Raw genomic sequence first — 18,386 nt, 5'->3', positions numbered from 1 at the left:
CGATCAATGCAGGTGCGGCGTGATCGTACGACGAGCGAACCTCCAACGCCCGTCGATGCGAACGTATCTGTCGTCGTAACTGGCAAGGCTCGGACGCAACCGTCCAGAGGTATAGGACTTGCTCCGGCCACTGGCCCGGTCGCCGTCGACCGTGACGAGGAGGTTCGTCGTCAGATGGTGTGTCGACCGCCGTGCCGTCACAAACGTGCGGAAGGCCCCCAGGATGGCTGCTTTCCCATCCAATCGTCCGGGTCCATCGCTCTGATCCGGGAAATGCCAACCCGCGTCCGGTGCCCACAGGGAGTCGAAGAGTTCCTCGTCGGCCTTGTCGAGAGCACGGTTGTAGCTGAACACCAACTCCTGGATGGCCAGTCGGTCCGCCACGTAGGCAGGTGTCCCCTCCGGTACGACGGTCATGGGTTCGATGCTCCTTCGTTTCGATGTTCCGCCTCAACAGATATTTACATACAGGTTTCTCCATGTCTATACGTTGCGGTTGACCCGATGGTGCTACCGGGACGCATACGCCGGGAAAGGTATACTTCGACAGGTCTCGCCGTATTGAATCCAGCCCATGGGAGGGTGCATGTCGCTGATGCATGCAATTCTTGGCATGCTCGAAGCCCAGCCGATGAACGGGTACGACTTGGCCCGCGGGTTCGACGCGTCGACCGGTTGTGCTGTCTGGAGCGCACCCCGGAGTCAGATCTATCCCATGCTGCGCAAGATGGAGGACGCCGGTCTCGTCGAGGCCGAGAGTCAGATCCGCGGTACTCGCCTCGAGCGCAGGGTGTACTCGGTGACCGACGCCGGCCTTGCCGAGCTGCGCGAGTGGGTCGGCACGCCTCAGGACACCACGGTCAAGCGCGACGCGATCCTGCTGCAGGCGCTGTTTCTGGATCTCGTCGAGCCCGAGGTTGCGGTGGAGGTCCTGGAGCACATCATCGCAGAGCAGACGGAGCTGGTCGCCGGTTGGGAGCGCCAGGCCGATCAGGTCCGTGAGATGCGGACTCCCGTGCTGCGCGCACGGCTCAAGCATCGGGAGGCCGCCGAGCACGAGCGGATCGCCGAGCTGAAGGCGCATGTTCACATGGGTGGTGCGGCGCTGGCTCGAGCACGAGTGGAGTGGGCCGAGCAGGGCCTGGCGCTGTTGCGGGAGTACCAGCCCGTCAAGAAGAAGAAGGCCGCCAAGCCCCGTCCGGCCGCACGCAGCCGCCGGTCGGCTTAGACCGTCGGTTCGCGGGGCTTGAACTGTCAGGTCGCGCGTCGTAGGCCGAGCTCGGCCAGCCGTGCGTGGTAGCCCTTGACGCCGGCAAGCTTGACGTCCTCATATCCGCGCACGAGTTCCGCGGCCGCGGCGGCGGCCACGCTGGTGGCGTAGGTGTTCGGATCGAGCTTGCTAGTCAACTCAGCGATCAATGCGATGTAGTCGTCTCGCAATTCACGCTCGAGCCGTCGGACGGCCGCATGGCCGAACGGGTCGAACGGCGTCCCGCGGAGCACCTTCCCAGCTGCCAGGATGCGGAACATCGGCCGCCACCGCACACTCAGCGAGATCTTGTGGCTGAGCCCCAGGGCTCGCAGGAGTGGAGGATGCAGCCGGTATCGGATCTTCTGAACGCCGGGCCGATGCGATGTGTCGTCGGCGAGCAAGAGCCGGGCGACCTCGTATTCGTCCTTATAGGCCATCAAGTGGTGCAGGCCGCGGGCAACGGCCGTGCTGAACTCGTGGTCGTCGCCGAGCCGGCATTCTGCCGACCAGGCGGCCTCGACCAGGTCGAGGAACCGTCGCGCCATCCCTTCGTTCTGGTATTCGGCCAGCGCTGTCGCCCGGATCAGAGACACCCGGTGAGTTTCGCCGGTCATCGGCCGCTCGGCGAGCAGGTGCTGGGATGCCCTAGGCGTGTCGTGCCGCCGAACCGGCAGTGCGTCGGGGTGCTCGGTGAGCGCCCGCCCCCAACGGAACGCCGCGAGGTTCGTGTCGACATCCACGCCGTTGGTGGTGATCGCCGCCTCGATGCCGGACGAAGACATCGGCAGCCCACCTCGCTGAAACGCCAGGCCGAGCAGGATCATGTTCGCCGGAGTGGTCGTGTCGAAGAGCCGAATCGCCGCGTCGGCGGTGTCCAGGCAGGTGTACGTCGCCGACGTGGCCTCGATCCGGGCGAGAAGCGACGTCATGTCGGTCGACGCGTCGAGCCCGCGCACCTCGGCACCGGTCGGAGTGATGGCGGTCGACACGAACGCGCGAGTACGCGAGGGATCGGCGAAGGCGAGTACGTCGTTCTCAGCGGCGACCATCGCGTCGAACGCGAGCACGCAGTCAGCGCCGGTGCTGGTCACGTGATTGCCTGGTCTGGCGTGGGGATCCCGCCGGATGCGGAGGTGCGACGTGACCGGACCGGCCTTCTGGCTTAGCCCGGTTTGGTCCAGGCCGGCGACGGACCAGCCCTCGCTCCGCGCGGCGACCGCGAGGATCTGGTTGGCGGTGACGACGCCGGTGCCGCCGATGCCTGCCAGCAGGAGGTCAAAGCTGCTCGCAATCGCTGGCCGGTTCGGATCGGCGACGGTGGGCGCTGCGTCCGCTTCGGTCCGCGGTGCCGACTCGTTCACCTCGTACGTGAAGAAAGCCGGGCAATCGCCGTCCAGACAGCTGTAGTCGACGTTGCAGGACGACTGATCGATGCGGGTCTTGCGGCCGAACTCGGTCGCGACCGGCTGCACCGACAGGCAGTTGCTCTTGGCCGCGCAGTCGCCGCATCCCTCGCAGACGGCCTCATTGATGGCGACGCGCATCGTCGGACCCGAGGTGCGCTTGCGATCGCGACGCTTCTCGGCGGCGCACTGCTGATCGTAGATGAGGACAGTGACGCCCGGAGTGTCGCGCAGCGCACGCTGAGCTTCGTCGAGCCGGTCGCGGTGCCACACCGCGACGGTTCTGGGCAGGCGCGATCGCCGGTAGCGGCGCGGTTCCTCGGCGCAGATGATGACGCGCCGAACACCTTCGGCGAGCAACTTGCGGGCGACGGCCGGAACCGGCAACGCGCCGTCGGCGTGTTGTCCGCCGGTCATGGCGACGGCCGAGTTGTACAGCAGCTTGTACGTGATGTCGACCCCTGCCTCCACACAGGCCTGGATCGCCAGTTGGCCGGAGTGGAAGAACGTTCCATCGCCGAGGTTCTGGAACAGGTGGGGTGTCTCGGTGAACGATGCCTGGCCGATCCATTGGGCACCCTCGCCACCCATCTGGGTGATACCGGTCATCTGGTCGGCGAGGTGAGGCATACGCACTGTCATGGCGTGGCAGCCGATTCCGCCGCCGGCCAGTGAACCTTCGGGCACCACCGTCGACCGGTTGTGCGGGCAGCCGCTGCAGAAGTAGGCCGTGCGGTGGCTGGATAGCACGGGCAGCGCCGCACGCGGGCGAACTTCAGGTATGACCGCCAGTTCGCTCGGCAGGAACCGCCGCAGCGCGGCCGCGATCCGCGACACCGACAGCGCGCCGTGCGTCGGCACCAGCGGTCGCCGCTGGTCGTCGTACTCACCCAGCAGTACCGGTGCCGCGGCCGTCCCGTACAGCAACTCCCGCAGCTGAGTCTCGATGAACGGCCCCTTCTCCTCTACCACCAGAATCTGGTCGAGCCCGGAGGCGAACCGCCGGACCACTCCGGGGGCCAGCGGTGAGATGAGCCCGAGTCGCAGCAGCCGGATGCCGGAACGGGTCAGCTTCGTCTCGTCGATGCCCAGGTCGGTGAGTGCCTGCACGGTGTCGTCGAAAGTCTTCCCGGCGGCAATGACACCGAGCCTGGCACCCGGCGGATCGAGCTCGATGGCGTCCAGGGGATTCGCCTCAGCGAAGTCGATCAGAGCCTGCCGGCGGGGGCCGACGAGTTCGGCTTCCGCGTCGCGGCTCCACGGCACGGTCGCCGCGCGCGCCTGGTGGTAGGTCCAGGGCGATCCGTTCCATTCGATCCGCGGTACGGCGATGCCCAGCTGGTCGTAGCGGGTATCGACGGACCACAGGCCGTCCGCGACGTCGGCCACGATCTTGATCGCCGCCCATAATCCCGTCGCGCGGGAAAGCGCGACGCCGTACAGGCCGAGTCTGATCAGGTCGTCGCTCGACCGTGGGAACAGCACCGGCAGCCGGTAGGAGGCAAGGGTGCGTTCGCTTGCGGACGGCAAAGTGGACGATTTCGCGCCCGGGTCATCACCGGCGAGGACGAGCACGCCGCCGCGCGGGTTGGCGCCCAGGACGTTGCCGTGCCGGATCGCGTCGCCGGCCCGATCGACGCCGGGCGCCTTGCCGTACCAGACACCGACGACACCGTCGCGGGTCTGCCGCTGTCCGGGCAAGGCGACCTGGCTGCCCCAGACAGCGGTGGCCCCGAGCTCTTCGTTCAGCCCCGGGACGAGGTGGATGTCGTGCGCGGCGAGGCCGCCGGGCAGACGCTGGAGCGTGCTGTCGAGCCCGCCGAGCGGGCTGCCGCGGTACCCCGAGACGAAGGTCGCTGTCTGTGCTCCGGCTCGCGCATCCCGTGCGTGCTGCTCGACCAGCAGCCGACCGATGGACTGCACTCCGGTCAGGAGAACCGGAACGGCCGACTCTACGTAGCGATCCCGGACGATCGATGTCGTGCTTGTCATTGCCACCTCTGATCGAGCTCGTCGCCGGTGACCATGAGACGTCGCTGTCCTGGCCGGGCTTCAGAGACTACACTCAATACAGGTATCGAGCGATATGATTGTGAGGTATCCCGGCATGCGCCTCGTCACGTATGGTGGGCGATCGCGCGGACGGCCTGGTGTGCTGTCGCCCGCCGGTGACGTGGTCGATCTACGCGCCCTCTGCGCGTCGCTTGACCTCGAACCGCCAGCTAGCGTCGCCGAGTTCATCGGACAGTCGCCCGCGTCGCGCGATCGGGTCGGGCGACGCGTCGCCGCCCTCGATCCCGAGCGGGATCGGAGCTGGATCTCCCCGCGGGGCGTCGTCGAACTCCTGCCCCCGATGGGTGCGGATGTGCTTGTCCTCGCCACGAGTGGCAACTACCTGTCCCATCTCGAGGAGATGGGAGTCACCGCGGCGGCGCCACTCAATGCGTTCATCGTGAGCCCTCGGTCGCTCGTCGGAGACGGCCAGCCGATCGTACTGCCGGCAGGAGGATCCGGCATGGTCGACTGGGAGGGTGAGTTCTGTGTCGTGTTCGGCCGCAATTGCCATCGCGCCTCCGCGGCCGAGGCAATGGCCTGTGTCGCCGGTTACACGCTGTTCAACGATGTCTCCGCGCGTGACTGGGTAGCGCGGGGCAGGCCCAGAGATCCGGAAGAGGCGGTGGTTGCCTGGCGCAACAACATCGCGTTCAAGCAGTTCCCGTCGTTCGGCCCGATCGGACCGGCGATCGTGACGGTCGACGAGATCCCGGATCCCGCCGAGCTCGAGCTGGTGACGACGGTCACTGGCGCGGTGATGCAACGCGATCGGGTCGGGCGCATGCGGCGATCGATCGGGGAGATTCTCGCCGAGCTGTCCCTGGTGCATCGGTTCGAGCCAGGTGATGTCGTCACACTCGGAACGCCGGCCGGCGTCGGCATGGCGATGTCACCACCGAGGTTTCTGCGAGCCGGCGATGAGGTCACGGTGTCGGTCGCCGGGATCGGCCGCTTGCGCAATCCGGTGCTGGCTCGATGAGTGTCTCGAAAGGTCCCGCACCGCTCGGTGCCGCCGAGGTCTTTCAACGGATCTGTCCAGGGCGGCTCGTACTCGACCACATCGCGGGGCGGTGGGGCGTGCGCGTGATGGGTCTGCTGCGTGACGGCCCGCTGCGGTTCTACGAACTCCGAGAGAGTATCGATGGCGTGAGCGAGAAGATGCTCACGCAGACGCTGCGCAATCTGGCGCGCGACGGGCTCGTCGAGCGAACCGCGACCGAAACGGTTCCTCCGCGGGTGAGCTATGCGCTGACCGAGCTCGGGCAAGGGGTCGTGCGGCCGCTGGGCGACCTACTGCTCTGGCTGTCGAGCCATGGACCGCAGATCGCCGCCGCGCAGCGGGCGCACGACCGGGCATCGCTCGGCTTGCCGGCGCATCCCGCCGATGAGCCATCTGCGCGCTCCGCCTGAGGGCTTACCTTGAAGTGCGTTCTTCCGCAGCCTCCCGGGCCGTTCCTAGGGTGGCCCCACGAGCTTGACGGCAGGCGGAGGGAACGGCGATGACGCAGCGAGCATTCGGAGTCGACGGCATCAGCGCGTCGTACGACGATTTCCTGGCCGACTGGCGGGCGTGGCGGGATGCACGCCTAGCCGAGCTGCGTGAACCGTACGGGATGCTTGCTCCGATCGGGCTGTACTGGCTGACCGGCGAGTGGCAGGAGTTCCCTGCCCTCCCCGGTCGCTGGCGATTGTCCGGCAAGCAGGTCGAGGTCGATGCTTCGGGCAACGATGAACTGATCCTGGCCAGCGGTGACCGCCGGACGACGATTCGGTTCGACCCGGCCCGGACTCCTGCCGTCCGCTATCGCGACATCGTGATCTCGGTGAGCGAGTTCCCCGCGGGCGCCGGTCAGCCGGTTCAGTACGCGGTTCGTCCCTTGGACCCTCGGTCGCCGCTGCTAACGAACTTTCGTCCCGTGCCCACCTACCGCCCCGATCCGAAATGGGTGACGCTGGCGCGCTACGAGCGGTACGACATCCCGCTGCCGGTGACTCTCGACACGGTCGTCGCCGGAGTGCGCAAGGATCTCGCGCTCTTCGGGTGCGCGCGGTTCGCGCTAGCCGGTGCGGAGTGCACGCTCGAGGTGTATTCGGCCCCTCGCGGTGAGCTGCACATCCCGTTCCGCGATGCGACGAACGGAGCGACCACCTATCCGGTGCGGGTCGTGGCCGCGCGGCTCCCCACGTCGCGGTCGGCTGAGTTCATCCTCGACTTCAACCGTGCCACCAACGGTCCGTGCGGCCTGACGCCGTACGCGACCTGCGCCCTTCCGCCAGCCGGGAACACCCTGCCGTTCGCCGTCGAGGCGGGCGAGAAGGTGCCGGAGTGGCGCACCGACTTGGACTTCGCCTGACCGTCCCCGCTTGGCCACGTCGGGCTCCAGCCGGCGCGTACATCACTAAGGAGCACCGTGCCTTTCCGACCGATCCAACGGCTTACCGCCCTCACCGCGTCGCTGACACTTCTGACCGCGTGTACGGCGAACCACGCGCCGGACGCCGGGTCACAGCAGCCCAGGAGCGGAGGTACGCTGCGGTTCGGGCTCGACTACGCACCGACCTGCCTGGACCCGCAACTGGTGACCGGCGCGACACCGAACCTGGGGCTCCTCGACACCCTGACCGCGCAGGATCCTCTGAGCGGCAAGATCGTTGCCTGGCTGGCGAGCTCCTGGCAGATCGATGGTACTGCTACCACCTTCACCTTCCACCTGCGCGATGGCGTCACCTTCAGCGACGGGACACCGCTGAACGCCGCGATTGTGAAGACGAACTACGACAAGATCGTCGCCCTCGGCGCGAAGGCGGGGTATGGCTCCCAGTTGCTCGCCGGCTATCGGGATGCCACCACACCCGATGAGCGGACCCTCGTCGTGCGCTTCGCCCGGCCGAACGCGCAATTCCTCCAGGCGACCTCCGATCCGGCGCTCGGTGTGGTGGCCGCCGCGACGCTCGCGAAGACGCCTGATCAGCGGTGTCAGGGGGCCATAGTCGGTTCGGGCCCTTTCGTGCTGCGCTCATACCGGCCGAATCAGGAGGTCGTCGTCGTCGGCGGACGCGAGGGTTACGACTGGGCGCCGGCATCGGCGACGCACCACGGCCAGGCATATCTGGACAAGATCGACGTGACGTTCGTTCCTGAGTCGGGGACGCGCACGGGCAGCCTCGCCTCCGGGCAGGTCGACGTGATCGGGAATGTGTTGCCGCAGGACGAGCCACGCTTTGACGGGAACGGTTTCCACGTGCTCTCCCGGATCGAGGCCGGCATTGTCCTCGGCCTGATCGTGAACGAGAACCGGCCACTGCTGCAGGACCAGAAGGTACGCACGGCGTTGCTCAAGGGCATCAATCGCGGGCAGATCGTGAAGACCTCGCTCACCAGTCGTTACAAGCCGGCGACCAGCGTCTTGTCGTCCACGACGCCGTACTACACGGATCTCTCCGCGGAGCTCGCCTACGATCCCGACGGAGCAAGTGCGTTGCTCGAGCAGGACGGCTGGAAGGTGGGCGCGGACGGTATCCGCGAGAAGGACGGGCGGAAGCTGACCATCGACGTGATCTTCGGTGCCGTCCGTAGCCTCGAGCTCGTCCAGCAGCAATTGCGCGACATCGGTGTCGACCTCAAGCTTCGCCAGCTCGACCTCCCGTCGTTGGGGTCGGCATTGTCCAGCGATGGCTACGACCTCTTCCTGCGCGACGCCAATCGGGCGGACCCCGACGTACTGCGGACGTTGTTCAGCAGCACGCGGATCGGTGCGCAAAACATCGCCGACCCGGAGCTGCAGAACGCCCTCGATGCGCAGGCAGCGACCGCGGACGCCGCCAAGCGGGCAGCGCTCGTCGCCGAGGCCCAGCGGCAGCTGGTGCAGCACGGGCACTACCTACCGATCAACGAGAAGCCGACTGTCGTGGCCGCGGCGGCGACGGTGCACGGGCTGGCGTTCACGGCGGGGGCAACGCTGACTTTTTACGACACATGGCTCTCCTGACATACGTCGCCCAGCGACTCCTGCACGCGGTTGTCGTCCTGTGGGCCGCCTACACGCTGACTATGCTCGCCCTGTTCGTGCTGCCGAGCGATCCCGTCACGACGATGCTGCTCGGCGGCGCCAACAGTGACATGACCGTCGACAGAGTGCAGTTGGAGACCCTGCGGCACGAGCTCGGATTCGATCAACCGCTGGGCAGGCAGTACCTCACGTTGCTGGGCCGAGCTGTTCGCGGTGACTTCGGGGAGTCGGTCCAGACCGGGCAACCGGTGAGCGCTCTGCTGTGGAACGGGCTGGTGCCGACCGCCGAGCTCGCAACCGCCGCGTTGCTGATCGCCGTCATCGCCGGATCGGCTGTCGCGTTGATCAGCACGTCGACGCGGATCCGTCCGCTCGGTGGGCTCCTGCAGTCCGCTACCGCCGTAGGCGTCTCGATTCCGTCGTTCTGGCTCGGTTTGACCTTGATCGAGTTGCTGTCCTTCCGGTGGCGGCTGCTCCCCGCAGTTGGTGGCCGTGGTCTGTCCGGACTGATACTGCCTGCAATCACGCTCGGGATTCCCGCGGGCTCGGTGATCGCACAGGTCTTTGGACGGAGCTTGCGATCGGTGCTGGCCGAGCCCTTCATCGTGACAGCGGAAGCGAAAGGAGCCGGCCGGGTGCGGATCCAGTTGCGCCACGCGCTGCGGAACGCGGCCCTGCCCCCGCTCACGCTGGCCGGCATGATCGTCGGCAGCCTGCTGGGTGGTGCGGTCGTCGTGGAGACGGTCTTCGCCCGCAATGGGCTCGGCCGGATCGCCGTCGACGCGGTGACCAATCAGGATCTGCCCGTCGTCGAAGGCCTGGTCTTGCTCTCGGCCGCTGTCTACGTCACCACCAGTCTGCTGGTCGATCTCGCATATCCGCTGCTCGACCCGCGGATCATCGGGACGCGGGGCATGCGATGACCGGGGGAGCAGTCGTCGAAGAGCGCCCGGTGCGAGCGACCGTCACCCGGCGTCTCGCCCGGCGTGCCCGTCGGCTGCTGGTCCGTCGGCCGGGTGTCGTGGTGGCCGCGGCGGTACTGATCCTCGTGACGTTGTGGGCGCTTGCTCCGTCCTGGTTCACCGATCAGGACCCCATCCGGGGTACGGCTTCCGAGCGCCTGCGGGCTCCGAATACGCGGCATCTGTTCGGGACCGACCAGGTTGGCCGTGACATCTACGCTCGGGTCGTTCATGGTGCGGCGCTCTCGCTGTTGGGCGCGATGATAGCGGTCAGCCTCTCGCTCGTGATCGGCTCGGTCGTGGGTCTGCTCGCGGCGTACTTCGGCCGATGGGCCGACAGCCTTCTGATGCGGGCGATCGACGTCTTGCTGGCCACACCGGCGGTGCTGTCCGCGCTCGCAATCATCGCAGTCCTCGGCCCCGGGGTCGCGAATGTCGCCGTCGCCGTCGGACTCGCCAGTATCGCGGGTATCGCCCGGGTCACGCGGGCGACCGTGATTCGGGTGCGGACCGCGTCGTACGTCGAGGCGGCGCGCGGCTGCGGGGTCCGCTGGTACGCCGTCCTTGCCGGACACATCGTTCCGAACAGTATCGGGCCGGTGCTCGCACTCGCGACCCTCGAGTTCGGTGGAGTGCTCCTCGCGGTGTCGGCGCTCAGCTTTCTCGGCTTCGGAGCGGCGCCGCCGACGCCGGAGTGGGGTTCGATGATCGCCGCCGGGCGCGACTACTTCGCGACGTCGTGGTGGCTGACCACGTTTCCCGGTCTGATCCTGGTGATAGTCGTTCTCGCGGTCAACCGGTTGTCCCGGCTTCTGGGTGAGGAGTACGAGGCATGAGCCTGCTCGACATCAGCGACCTGCGGGTCAGCTACCGCGGCGCCGCCGGCAAGACGCTTGCTGTTAGCAACGTCAATCTCACGGTCGATCCCGGCGAGGTCGTCGCGGTGGTCGGTGAGTCGGGTTCGGGAAAGAGTACGACGGCCGACGCCGTGGCCGGCTTGCTGCCGCGCGGTGGCCGAATCGAGCACGGGCGGATCGAGTTCCGTGGCGCGGATCTGAGCCGCCTGGATCACACGGCGCTGCGCCGCATCCGTGGACGGCACATCGGTCTCATTCCGCAGGACCCGGCGTTGTCGCTGAACCCGGTCAGCCGGATCGGCCCGCAGGTCGCGGAGGTGCTGACGATTCATCGCATCGCCCGCGGCGCGGCGGCCCGTCACCAGGCCATCGAGTTGCTGACCGCCGCCGGCCTACCCGACGCCGACGTACGCGCACGGCAGTATCCGCATCAGCTGTCGGGTGGGATGCGACAGAGGGTCCTCATCGCGATGGCGCTGGCGGGCGGACCGGCCCTGGTCATCGCCGACGAGCCGACCAGCGCCCTCGACGTCACGGTCCAACAGCAGGTGCTGGACCAATTGCACCATCTGGTATCGGCGGCTGGCACCGCCGTGCTGCTGATCACCCATGATTTGGCCGTCGCAGCGGATCGCGCGGATCGCATCGTCGTGATGTCAGCTGGACAGGTGGTCGAATCCGGTCCGGCAGGCCAGATCCTCCGTGAGCCCACGCACGAATACACCCGGCGCCTCCTCGCCGACGTACCGAGTCTCACCCTACGTGCAACGCCGCCACGCCCGGACGCGGTCGCGGGTGACGTCGTCTTGCGCCTTGAAGACGTTGGCAAAGACTTCGGCTCGGCGCGGGGCTTCGGGCCGAGCCGCCGGTTGACTGCGGTCGCCGGCGTCAGCTTCGCCATCGACCGGGGGCAGACCTTCGGGTTGGTCGGCGAATCGGGCTCGGGCAAGTCGACCGTGGCGCGGATCGCCGCGTCGTACGAGGCGGCCACCAGTGGGGTCGTCACCTTCCGCGGCCAGGACATCGCGCGACTGGGTCGTCGTGAGGCCCGCATGCAGCGCCGACGCCTCCAACTCATCCATCAGAGCCCGTCCGCGGCCCTCGACCCACGTTTTACCGTGGGACGGTGCATCGAAGAGCCACTGCGGGCCTTCGGTGTCGCCGATCGTCGCGTACGGCGGCGTCGCACCTGCGAACTGCTCGATCAGGTGGCGCTGCCCGGCGTGGTGCTCGAACGGCGTCCTGGTGAACTGTCTGGCGGCCAGCGCCAGCGGGTCGCCATCGCCCGTGCGCTCGCGGTCGAGCCTGAGCTGCTCATCTGCGACGAGCCGTTGTCGGCCCTTGACGTGTCGATCCAAGCCCAGATCCTCCGCCTGCTGGCTCGGCTCCAGCGTGAGCTGGAGCTGACATACCTGTTCATCTCGCACGACCTGGCGGTCGTCCGTCAGATCTGCGACCACGTCGCGGTCATGAAACGAGGCCGCATCGTCGAGTCCGGCCCCACCGAACGAGTCTTCGCCCACCCTGAGCACCCCTACACCAAGGCTCTCCTCGACGCCGTGCCCGGCCGCCACACGCCAAGCTGACCGCCTCTCATTGCGGCGACGCCTTCGAGTCGGAGCAATCGCTCTCCGTCCCGGGACCGACCGAGAAGCGGTTCTTGGCGCATGGTGGGACATGGATCTCCAGTTGAGTGGTAGGACGGTGTCGGCTGGCCACCGGCAGGAGAGGAGCGGGTGTCGGCAGGGCTGGATCGGGCGCTGGTACGGCGGGGTTGGGGCGGAAGCGTGGCCGAATGGAAGGGTGGGGCGGTAGCGGCTTGGTAAGCGCCGGGCGCCGATACGCGGCGCCCGGCGGATCGCTCACCTCAGGCCGTAGGCCCTTGTCACCTCCTGCTCCACCTTGTTGCCGTTGGCGTCGACAGCGCTCAGCCGAAGGAACGGTGCTTGACCGGCAGCGGTCTTCGGGTGGGTGATACTTGCCTTGTACTGCCCATTGCCCGTCTTGGTCAGCGGCACCGAAATCCAGCTCGTCCCGTCGTACGACAGTTCGAGGCTCGCCGACGCGATCGGGCTGGCCTCCGACCCGGCCTGGTCCCGCAGTCCGAACGTCAACGGTACCGCCCGTCCGACCGGCACCCGGCTGAGCTCATCCGCGGTCGGCAGGTCGATGTCGGCAGTGATGATCGGCATCACCTCGGACCGGCCGCCTTTGGACTTCCAGGTCCAGGTCGACTTCACCTCGGTGGAGTACTTCCATGCATTGTTGGAACCCGACCGCGTGGTCAGCGTCGCGTGGAACTCCGCCGGGTCATCGGGGAGATTGGGGATCCACAGCCGGGTGTTCTTGTCCGCTCCGACCTCCACGCCGTTGCGCTGCAGCACGACGTCGGCATCGACGCTGTCGAACCCCCTCGCGTACTGCTGCCGGTGAACCAGTGGGCTGACCTCGAATACGAAGTAGTCGTCGATCCAGCGGACCCTACCGCCGTCCCATGTATCCCCGTCCTGTAGTCCGCTGAGCAGCACCGGCGCCATCCAGCGTTCGGTCACCTGTTCGCCGGCCCGGAACCTTCTGGGCACCGAGGCAGCGTAGGGGTAGTCCGAGTAGTAGAGCTCACTGTCCCAGGCGACCGAGTTCGCCTGCATATACGACGTTCGCGTCGACGGCGCCGGAACCGTCTTCAGGTAGTACAGTTCCCCGATTTCAGTGCCCCCTGGCGCGGTGCCGACGCGCTGTTCCTTGACCTGCACGCCGGTAATGTGTGCGCCGACGACATCCTTGACCGTCGCGAGTTCCTTCGGCGTCACCGTGACCGCGGTCTTGGTCGGGATCTGGCCCTGGGCCGAGTCCATCAGGTCGTAGACGTACGGCGTCACGGCCTGACCGGTGATCACGACCGGCCTGGCCTTGGCCACGAGTCCGTGGGCGGTCGCCCGGCTGATCCGCATCGTCGGGATCGTGCCCTTCTCCGTGCTGTCGGTAGTCCAGATCTCGCCCATTGGCCGGGCCGGGCCGGTCCGGGTTGTAGACCATCGCGCCGGCTGCACCGGCGTCCTGGGCAGCCAGCACGAGGTCGGCGAACTGGCGAGGGTCGGAGTCGGACCAGGCGATCAGGGCGAGCTTCCCGCGAACCCCGGTCAGGTCACCGGGCTGTGCCGTGCCGGCATCGACAGGTACCAGCTGCTTGGTGCCGGTGAAGCGCGGCGCGTCGTAGATGTCCCGCACCTCGAGCTCGGGACCACCGACGGTTCGGGCCCGGTAAGGCGGGACCTCCGACCGGGACTCCATCGCGAATTCGGACCGGCCCGTGGTCACGGCGCCACCAGGGACGGCGGTCGCGAGGAGCGGGTTCGCGGTGGGAGCGCTGACCTGGAAGCCGCCGGCGACGGCACCGGTGTCAGTGCTGACATTGTAGGCGACCCCGCTGCCTCTGGGTATCAGTCCCGGCCTACCTTGGACGGACTGCGTGACCGGCTTTGCCTTGCGGGCGTCAAGGGTGGTCGTGCGCGGTCCCTTGACGTCGAGCTCGCCGGAGGACAGCAAAGTGAATCCGCCGATCGTGGTGTCGGTCGCGTACTACTGGAAGGCACTAGTTACGACGTAGCGTCCGGGTGGCACGCGCAGGGTTGTCGTTCCGTTGTTCAGGAACAGGTTCTCTGCCGGTACATCAGGCGGAGGTCCGTCCACGCGGGCCAGGTTCAGCTCGTCGTTCGAGGGGAGACCGTCCTTGGTGATGCCCTCGACCGTCACCGTGTACCGCTCGGGTTCGGCGTACCAGCCGAAGGTGGTGACGATCGGGTCGGCGCCGGCAGCGGTGGCGGTGGCGGTGATCCGGCCGGAGAAAGTCCCGTTCCCGGCGGCCGCGCGGTCGACGGTGACGGTAACACTCACGTCGCCGTTGGCCGGCACGGTCAGCGTGGTGGCGCTCAGCTTCGGCGTCGCCTCGGCCGGGCTGATCGAAGCTGCGAGCTTGAGTGTGACCGGCGCGGTCGTCGGGTTGTGGTACGTCAGCTTGCGAGTCTCGTCCTTGGCGGGGTGCGGCCACGCCAGCATCCCCAGTTCCAGTTCGCCGGCGTCCACGGTGACATCGGGTGCGGTCGCCTGGTCGGCGTCGACGCGTCCGGCGCCCTCCTCGGTGACACCCGCTCCTTGCGCGTCCGCTGTGGAGATGAGGCGAGCCTTCAGTTGGACTGCTTTCCAGTCGGGATGGGCCTGTGCCACCAACGCCGCGACCCCGGTGACGTGTGGCGTCGCCATCGACGTGCCGGTCAGCGAGGTGTAGTTCTCGTCCACTGGGTCGCCGAGGTCGGTGCCCGCCGCGCGAGCGGACACGATATCCGTGCCTGGTGCGGAGCTCTCCGGCTTGAGTGCGCCGTCACTGGCGCGCGGACCGCGACAGGAGGACGGATTGAGCGAACCGTCCCGGACTAGGTTGCCGACCGCAAGTGCCTCGTCTGCCCGCGTCCGGCGACGTCACCTGTGCCGGGGCCGGTGAGTGGCAGTTGCCTGCAGCAACTACGAACAGGGTGCCGCTGTCGCGGCTCAAAGTGTTGAGGGCGGCCGACAGTTCGTCGGTGCCGTCGCTGGGGATCGCGCTGCCCAGGCTCATGTTGACCACGGTGGCGTGCTGCTGTACCGCCCACTCCATGCCCGCGATGATGCCCGATATCGCGCCTGAGCCGTCGTCGCCGAGGACGTTCCCGTTGAGCAGGGTCGCCTGCGGGGCAACACCCGTGTACTTGCCGCCGGATGCGGCACCGTCGCCGGCCGCGATTCCGGCGACGTGGGTTCCGTGCCCGAAGTGATCGACGTTGTTGGCGGCATTGCTGAAGTTCGCCGATGCCTCGATCCGGCCCTTGAGGTCGGGGTGGTTCGGGTCGATTCCGGTATCGAGAATGGCGATCTTCACGCCCTTCCCGGTGAAGCCGCGCTGCCAGGCGGCCGGAGCGCCGATCTGTAGCACGCTCGAGTCGGTGCTGGCCTGGACGCGGCGGTCGAGTGTGACGTGGCGGATCGAGGTGGTCACCCGACCTTTCGGGGCCAGTGAGGTCCAGAAGTCGCGGGTCTTGGACTTGGTCACCACAGCCGCGTTCGCGTCGATGCTAGTCAGTGCGCGAGTCTTCGCCGTACCGCGCACTGCGCCGATCTTCGGCAGTTTGCCGGCGTATTCGACGATGACCGGAAGAGTCTTGGAATGGGCGTCGTCGTCGCGCTCGGCGATCAGTGTGGTGACGTCGAACAGCGATTGGTCGAGCCGGCCGGAGCGGACGTCGCCGATGGCCGCGGACGGGATGACGATCGTATGACCGGCGGAGTAGCTGGTCACGAAAGTGCTCGACTGGTTGCCGGGGCCCGGCAACACGTCCACCCGGTCGCGCAGGCCCGGCCGGCTAGTGATGAGCAACCGGTCGCCGGTGATGAGCGTGATCGTGGCCTGGCTGGCGGCCGGTGGTGCCTTCGCGGCTGGTGGTGTCTTGGCGGGGGTGGTGCGGTCGCGTTGGCGGGTGCGGTCAGGCTGTCAGGACGACCGCCGAGGACAGGACAAGGGACTTCCCACTGCTGCTTCACGGAACCTCCGAAGAGCGGAAACGTGGGCACATGGAGTACTGGTTTAGTGGGTTCCCGGTTGCATCGGCAGGGGAACCCCTGAGATATCCCTAGGATTTTCCAGAGTCGAGTGGAATGGACTCAAATTTGGCTGAGTTGTATCCAGCGGTTTTTGTCGAACTTGGCGAGCGAGGCCCGATGGTGCGCTTGGACTCGCGGGGTACCGACAGACGAGATCTTGTCGCTGTCATGGCATGACGTGGCTGATTGTCAATGCATGTCCTGAACCCTCACATCGACATGTCTCCTGGGCGCTGTGCGGCACAGCAGATCGGCGTCGATCTCCGCACACGAACTGTCAGCGTTGTGGAAGTTCAGAGGTGCCAGCGAGAGCACAATGGTGTCGGTGCCGTCCATGTTGGCAAACGTCTGCAAGATCGGCGAATTCCTGGAAGTCTGTAACGTGGCTCTCGCGTGCGGGAGGTAGGTTCGGATGAACGGCAATAGACCGAAACCTGTGAATTGTCATGATATTTCGAGGACCTTCGAAATGTGCCGCCACTCTATCCTTAAGGCGCTTCCATCGACCTTTGGATGCGCTAACCTTGAGAAATGGATGCTCAGGACGCAAGGGTGCGTGCAGTGCTCGCGGGGTGTTCGAGTTGGTTGTCCGGCCGGCCGAGTTGCTGATGATGGCGAGGCGAGGGATCGAAGATATCGATCGGATCGCGTCCACCGCGCCTGCCCCAGCCGAGGAGCTGGAGTTGCTTGACCTGCGCGAACCTCTGGAGCAGGTCGTCGAGCAGCTCGACGAATCCATCGGCGTAGCGACGAAGGAGTGAAGGTGCCGGAATACACACGCCTGTCCGATCTGCTCAGAAACTTGCATGACAAAGTGGCTGCGGTGATGCCGGATGTGCCGGCACTGAAGGACGAGGAGCAGCGCTACAAATACGCGAGATGGGGCCGGACGCGGGTTCGTAAGGACGGCGTCGTCCAGATCGGGCGGCGAGACAGGGCCGTGCTGCGAGAGCTGGCGGAGCGAGCTGGGCCGATCGAGGATGCGAAACTGCGTCAGCGGACTGTTGCTGCGCTCCAGAACGTGATTGCCGCGCAGGCGCAGCGGCTGACGAATCCTGTAGGCAATTCGGAAGAACGCTTCAGACCGTCGATTTTCATCCAAGAATTCGGGGTGAATGTGAGCGCCGGCGCCGTATGGGGTGGCGTCGCCGGCTTCATGGCCTCGACGCCCCCAGCCCAGGTACTTTTGTTCCAGCCCCTCCGGGATGTCGCGCAGTGGGTCGGGCGCGGCGTAGGCGGACCGGCGGCCGGAGACACCATGCAGCAGATGGTACTGCCACCTTGGGCTACCGGGGTTGCGCTCGGGGGCGCTCTGACTGTCCACCTCGCCTCGGAGACTTGGTCTGCGATGCGCAACGGAGACGTGTTGGGGCGCATGACAGAAAAAGCCTGGGCGCAGACTTATGGGGCGGCGATCTGCCAGGCGGCCGGCGTCGATGGCCGGCTGCCCAATCTTGCGGAGGGCTTCGCTGAGATGCAGATGCGGCCGGGGACGCAGAGGGCTCTTCAGCTGGGGCAGCAGTTCGGCGAATCGACCGGACTGAGCAAGCCAGAGGCACTGACCAGGCTCGTGCAGTCCCCGGCGAACGAGCGGGCCCGGACCCTGGTCGGCAGCTTGATGGAACGCAGCGCGCTGCCGAGTCTTCCACCCGGAGCCCTCGATCGAGTGGTCGATAAGGTGCACAAGGCCATTGAGGGTGAGGCCTGGCGGAACCCCGCGTCGACGGAAACCTCCGTGGTGAAGAAGGCAGTCGCCGCCTTGGCGGAGGAGTCCGTTGCACGCGGTGCAGACACCGGTGCAGCGGAGTCGATGCGTACGGCTCTCTCCGCTGTTCCGCCAGCTGCTAGTTCGATGAAGCCGAACGCAACCGATGGAGCGCGCGACAATCCCTCCGTTTCGCGCCAGAAGCACAACCCATTGCACCGCGGCTGATCTGCTTCAACTCCCAAGTACCACATCTAGCTTAGACGCGGTGACCGCATGCTGCGACGAGGTTACGGTTGTGCTCGTTGCTCTGGCGACGCGCATGCCGCAGAACATGCTGCTCTTTCACGGCGATCGGTCGCAGCATGTTCAGGTGCGCCGCCGGTCACGGATACCAGAACCGTCGTCGCAGCAGTCCTGGATGTCAGCCACGCTGCGGCTGTTGAGGCGACATAGCTATGTGGACTGACGTGGCCAAGCGCGTGAGGTGAGATCATCCCAACCGCCTAGC

General features: G+C 66.8%; 14 protein-coding genes and 2 pseudogenes. 10 read left to right on the top strand and 6 right to left on the bottom strand.

Annotation, left to right across the window (positions count from 1 at the left end; translation table 11 throughout):
- Positions 1-3: 3 nt before the first annotated feature.
- Complete coding sequence (locus tag EV650_RS15185) at positions 4-417, bottom strand: nuclear transport factor 2 family protein (RefSeq protein ID WP_134119390.1); 414 nt, start codon at positions 415-417, stop codon at positions 4-6.
- A 178-nt stretch (positions 418-595) separates the two neighbouring features.
- On the opposite strand from EV650_RS15185, the gene EV650_RS15180 reads away from it, so the two are divergent.
- Positions 596-1,228, top strand: coding sequence for a PadR family transcriptional regulator (locus EV650_RS15180; protein WP_202874513.1), 633 nt, complete (start codon positions 596-598; stop codon positions 1,226-1,228).
- 26 nt (positions 1,229-1,254) lie between these two features.
- Here the strand turns inward: EV650_RS15180 and EV650_RS15175 are convergent, their stop codons facing one another.
- Positions 1,255-4,647, bottom strand: a complete 3,393-nt coding sequence (locus EV650_RS15175) for an indolepyruvate ferredoxin oxidoreductase family protein (RefSeq protein WP_134119388.1) — start codon at positions 4,645-4,647, stop codon at positions 1,255-1,257.
- Between the two features lie 115 nt (positions 4,648-4,762).
- Between EV650_RS15175 and EV650_RS15170 the strand changes: the two genes are divergently transcribed.
- The 7 genes from EV650_RS15170 to EV650_RS15140 all read left to right on the top strand — a co-directional run bounded on the left by EV650_RS15170 (position 4,763) and on the right by EV650_RS15140 (position 12,125).
- Positions 4,763-5,689 carry a fumarylacetoacetate hydrolase family protein gene (locus EV650_RS15170; RefSeq protein ID WP_166678128.1) on the top strand — a complete coding sequence of 309 codons (927 nt, stop codon included), beginning with the start codon at positions 4,763-4,765 and terminating at the stop codon, positions 5,687-5,689.
- Positions 5,686-6,120, top strand: coding sequence for a winged helix-turn-helix transcriptional regulator (locus tag EV650_RS15165; protein ID WP_134119386.1), 435 nt, complete (start codon positions 5,686-5,688; stop codon positions 6,118-6,120). The genes EV650_RS15170 and EV650_RS15165 overlap by 4 nt, the downstream gene beginning before the upstream one ends.
- An 89-nt stretch (positions 6,121-6,209) precedes the next feature.
- Complete coding sequence (locus EV650_RS15160; RefSeq protein ID WP_134119385.1) at positions 6,210-7,064, top strand: DUF1684 domain-containing protein; 855 nt, start codon at positions 6,210-6,212, stop codon at positions 7,062-7,064.
- 57 nt (positions 7,065-7,121) lie between these two features.
- A complete protein-coding gene (locus EV650_RS15155; RefSeq protein ID WP_202874511.1) occupies positions 7,122-8,699 on the top strand; it encodes an ABC transporter substrate-binding protein in 1,578 nt (525 codons plus the stop codon).
- Entirely contained in the window at positions 8,687-9,643 is a 957-nt protein-coding gene (locus EV650_RS15150; protein WP_134119384.1) for an ABC transporter permease, read from the top strand. Before EV650_RS15155 ends, EV650_RS15150 begins: the two co-directional genes overlap by 13 nt.
- A complete protein-coding gene (locus EV650_RS15145) occupies positions 9,640-10,518 on the top strand; it encodes an ABC transporter permease (protein ID WP_134119383.1) in 879 nt (292 codons plus the stop codon). The genes EV650_RS15150 and EV650_RS15145 overlap by 4 nt, the downstream gene beginning before the upstream one ends.
- A complete protein-coding gene (locus tag EV650_RS15140; RefSeq protein ID WP_134119382.1) occupies positions 10,515-12,125 on the top strand; it encodes a dipeptide ABC transporter ATP-binding protein in 1,611 nt (536 codons plus the stop codon). The genes EV650_RS15145 and EV650_RS15140 overlap by 4 nt, the downstream gene beginning before the upstream one ends.
- Before the next feature lie 276 nt (positions 12,126-12,401).
- On the opposite strand, the gene EV650_RS41015 is transcribed toward EV650_RS15140, so the two are convergent.
- From EV650_RS41015 to EV650_RS41325, 4 genes and pseudogenes are all read right to left on the bottom strand, one after another.
- The gene (locus EV650_RS41015; protein ID WP_238174216.1) at positions 12,402-13,490 is read right to left on the bottom strand and encodes a hypothetical protein; all 1,089 of its coding nucleotides are present in this window, start codon (positions 13,488-13,490) and stop codon (positions 12,402-12,404) included.
- A 91-nt stretch (positions 13,491-13,581) separates the two neighbouring features.
- A pseudogene (locus tag EV650_RS41010) lies at positions 13,582-13,830 on the bottom strand (protease-associated domain-containing protein); the annotation flags it as partial.
- Positions 13,831-14,118: 288 nt separating this feature from the next.
- Positions 14,119-14,940: pseudogene (locus tag EV650_RS41330) on the bottom strand (S8 family serine peptidase); the annotation flags it as partial.
- Positions 14,918-15,451, bottom strand: a complete 534-nt coding sequence (locus EV650_RS41325; RefSeq protein WP_255512080.1) for a S8 family serine peptidase — start codon at positions 15,449-15,451, stop codon at positions 14,918-14,920. The pseudogene EV650_RS41330 and the gene EV650_RS41325, both read right to left, overlap by 23 nt.
- 1,291 nt (positions 15,452-16,742) lie before the next feature.
- On the opposite strand from EV650_RS41325, the gene EV650_RS15120 reads away from it, so the two are divergent.
- Positions 16,743-16,931 (top strand): hypothetical protein, encoded by a 189-nt coding sequence (locus EV650_RS15120; protein WP_134119378.1) that lies wholly within the window; start codon positions 16,743-16,745, stop codon positions 16,929-16,931.
- Between the two features lie 2 nt (positions 16,932-16,933).
- Complete coding sequence (locus tag EV650_RS15115) at positions 16,934-18,103, top strand: hypothetical protein (protein WP_134119377.1); 1,170 nt, start codon at positions 16,934-16,936, stop codon at positions 18,101-18,103.
- The last annotated feature ends 283 nt before the right edge of the window (positions 18,104-18,386 follow it).

This window comes from Kribbella kalugense (genome assembly GCF_004365875.1).
GTDB classification, from domain to species: domain Bacteria; phylum Actinomycetota; class Actinomycetes; order Propionibacteriales; family Kribbellaceae; genus Kribbella; species Kribbella kalugense.
This window is presented reverse-complemented; position numbering and strand designations above follow the sequence as displayed.

Excerpts from the sequence above, each read along its gene's own strand:
- EV650_RS15145 (WP_134119383.1), top strand. The coding sequence starts at position 9,640 with ATGACCGGGGGAGCAGTCGTCGAAGAGCGCCCGGTGCGAGCGACCGTC.
- EV650_RS15165 (WP_134119386.1), top strand. The coding sequence starts at position 5,686 with ATGAGTGTCTCGAAAGGTCCCGCACCGCTCGGTGCCGCCGAGGTCTTT.
- EV650_RS15180 (WP_202874513.1), top strand. The coding sequence starts at position 596 with ATGCATGCAATTCTTGGCATGCTCGAAGCCCAGCCGATGAACGGGTAC.
- EV650_RS15160 (WP_134119385.1), top strand. The coding sequence starts at position 6,210 with ATGACGCAGCGAGCATTCGGAGTCGACGGCATCAGCGCGTCGTACGAC.
- EV650_RS15150 (WP_134119384.1), top strand. The coding sequence starts at position 8,687 with ATGGCTCTCCTGACATACGTCGCCCAGCGACTCCTGCACGCGGTTGTC.
- EV650_RS15140 (WP_134119382.1), top strand. The coding sequence starts at position 10,515 with ATGAGCCTGCTCGACATCAGCGACCTGCGGGTCAGCTACCGCGGCGCC.
- EV650_RS15170 (WP_166678128.1), top strand. The coding sequence starts at position 4,763 with ATGCGCCTCGTCACGTATGGTGGGCGATCGCGCGGACGGCCTGGTGTG.
- EV650_RS15185 (WP_134119390.1), bottom strand. The coding sequence starts at position 417 with ATGACCGTCGTACCGGAGGGGACACCTGCCTACGTGGCGGACCGACTG.
- EV650_RS41015 (WP_238174216.1), bottom strand. The coding sequence starts at position 13,490 with ATGCGGATCAGCCGGGCGACCGCCCACGGACTCGTGGCCAAGGCCAGG.
- EV650_RS15175 (WP_134119388.1), bottom strand. The coding sequence starts at position 4,647 with ATGACAAGCACGACATCGATCGTCCGGGATCGCTACGTAGAGTCGGCC.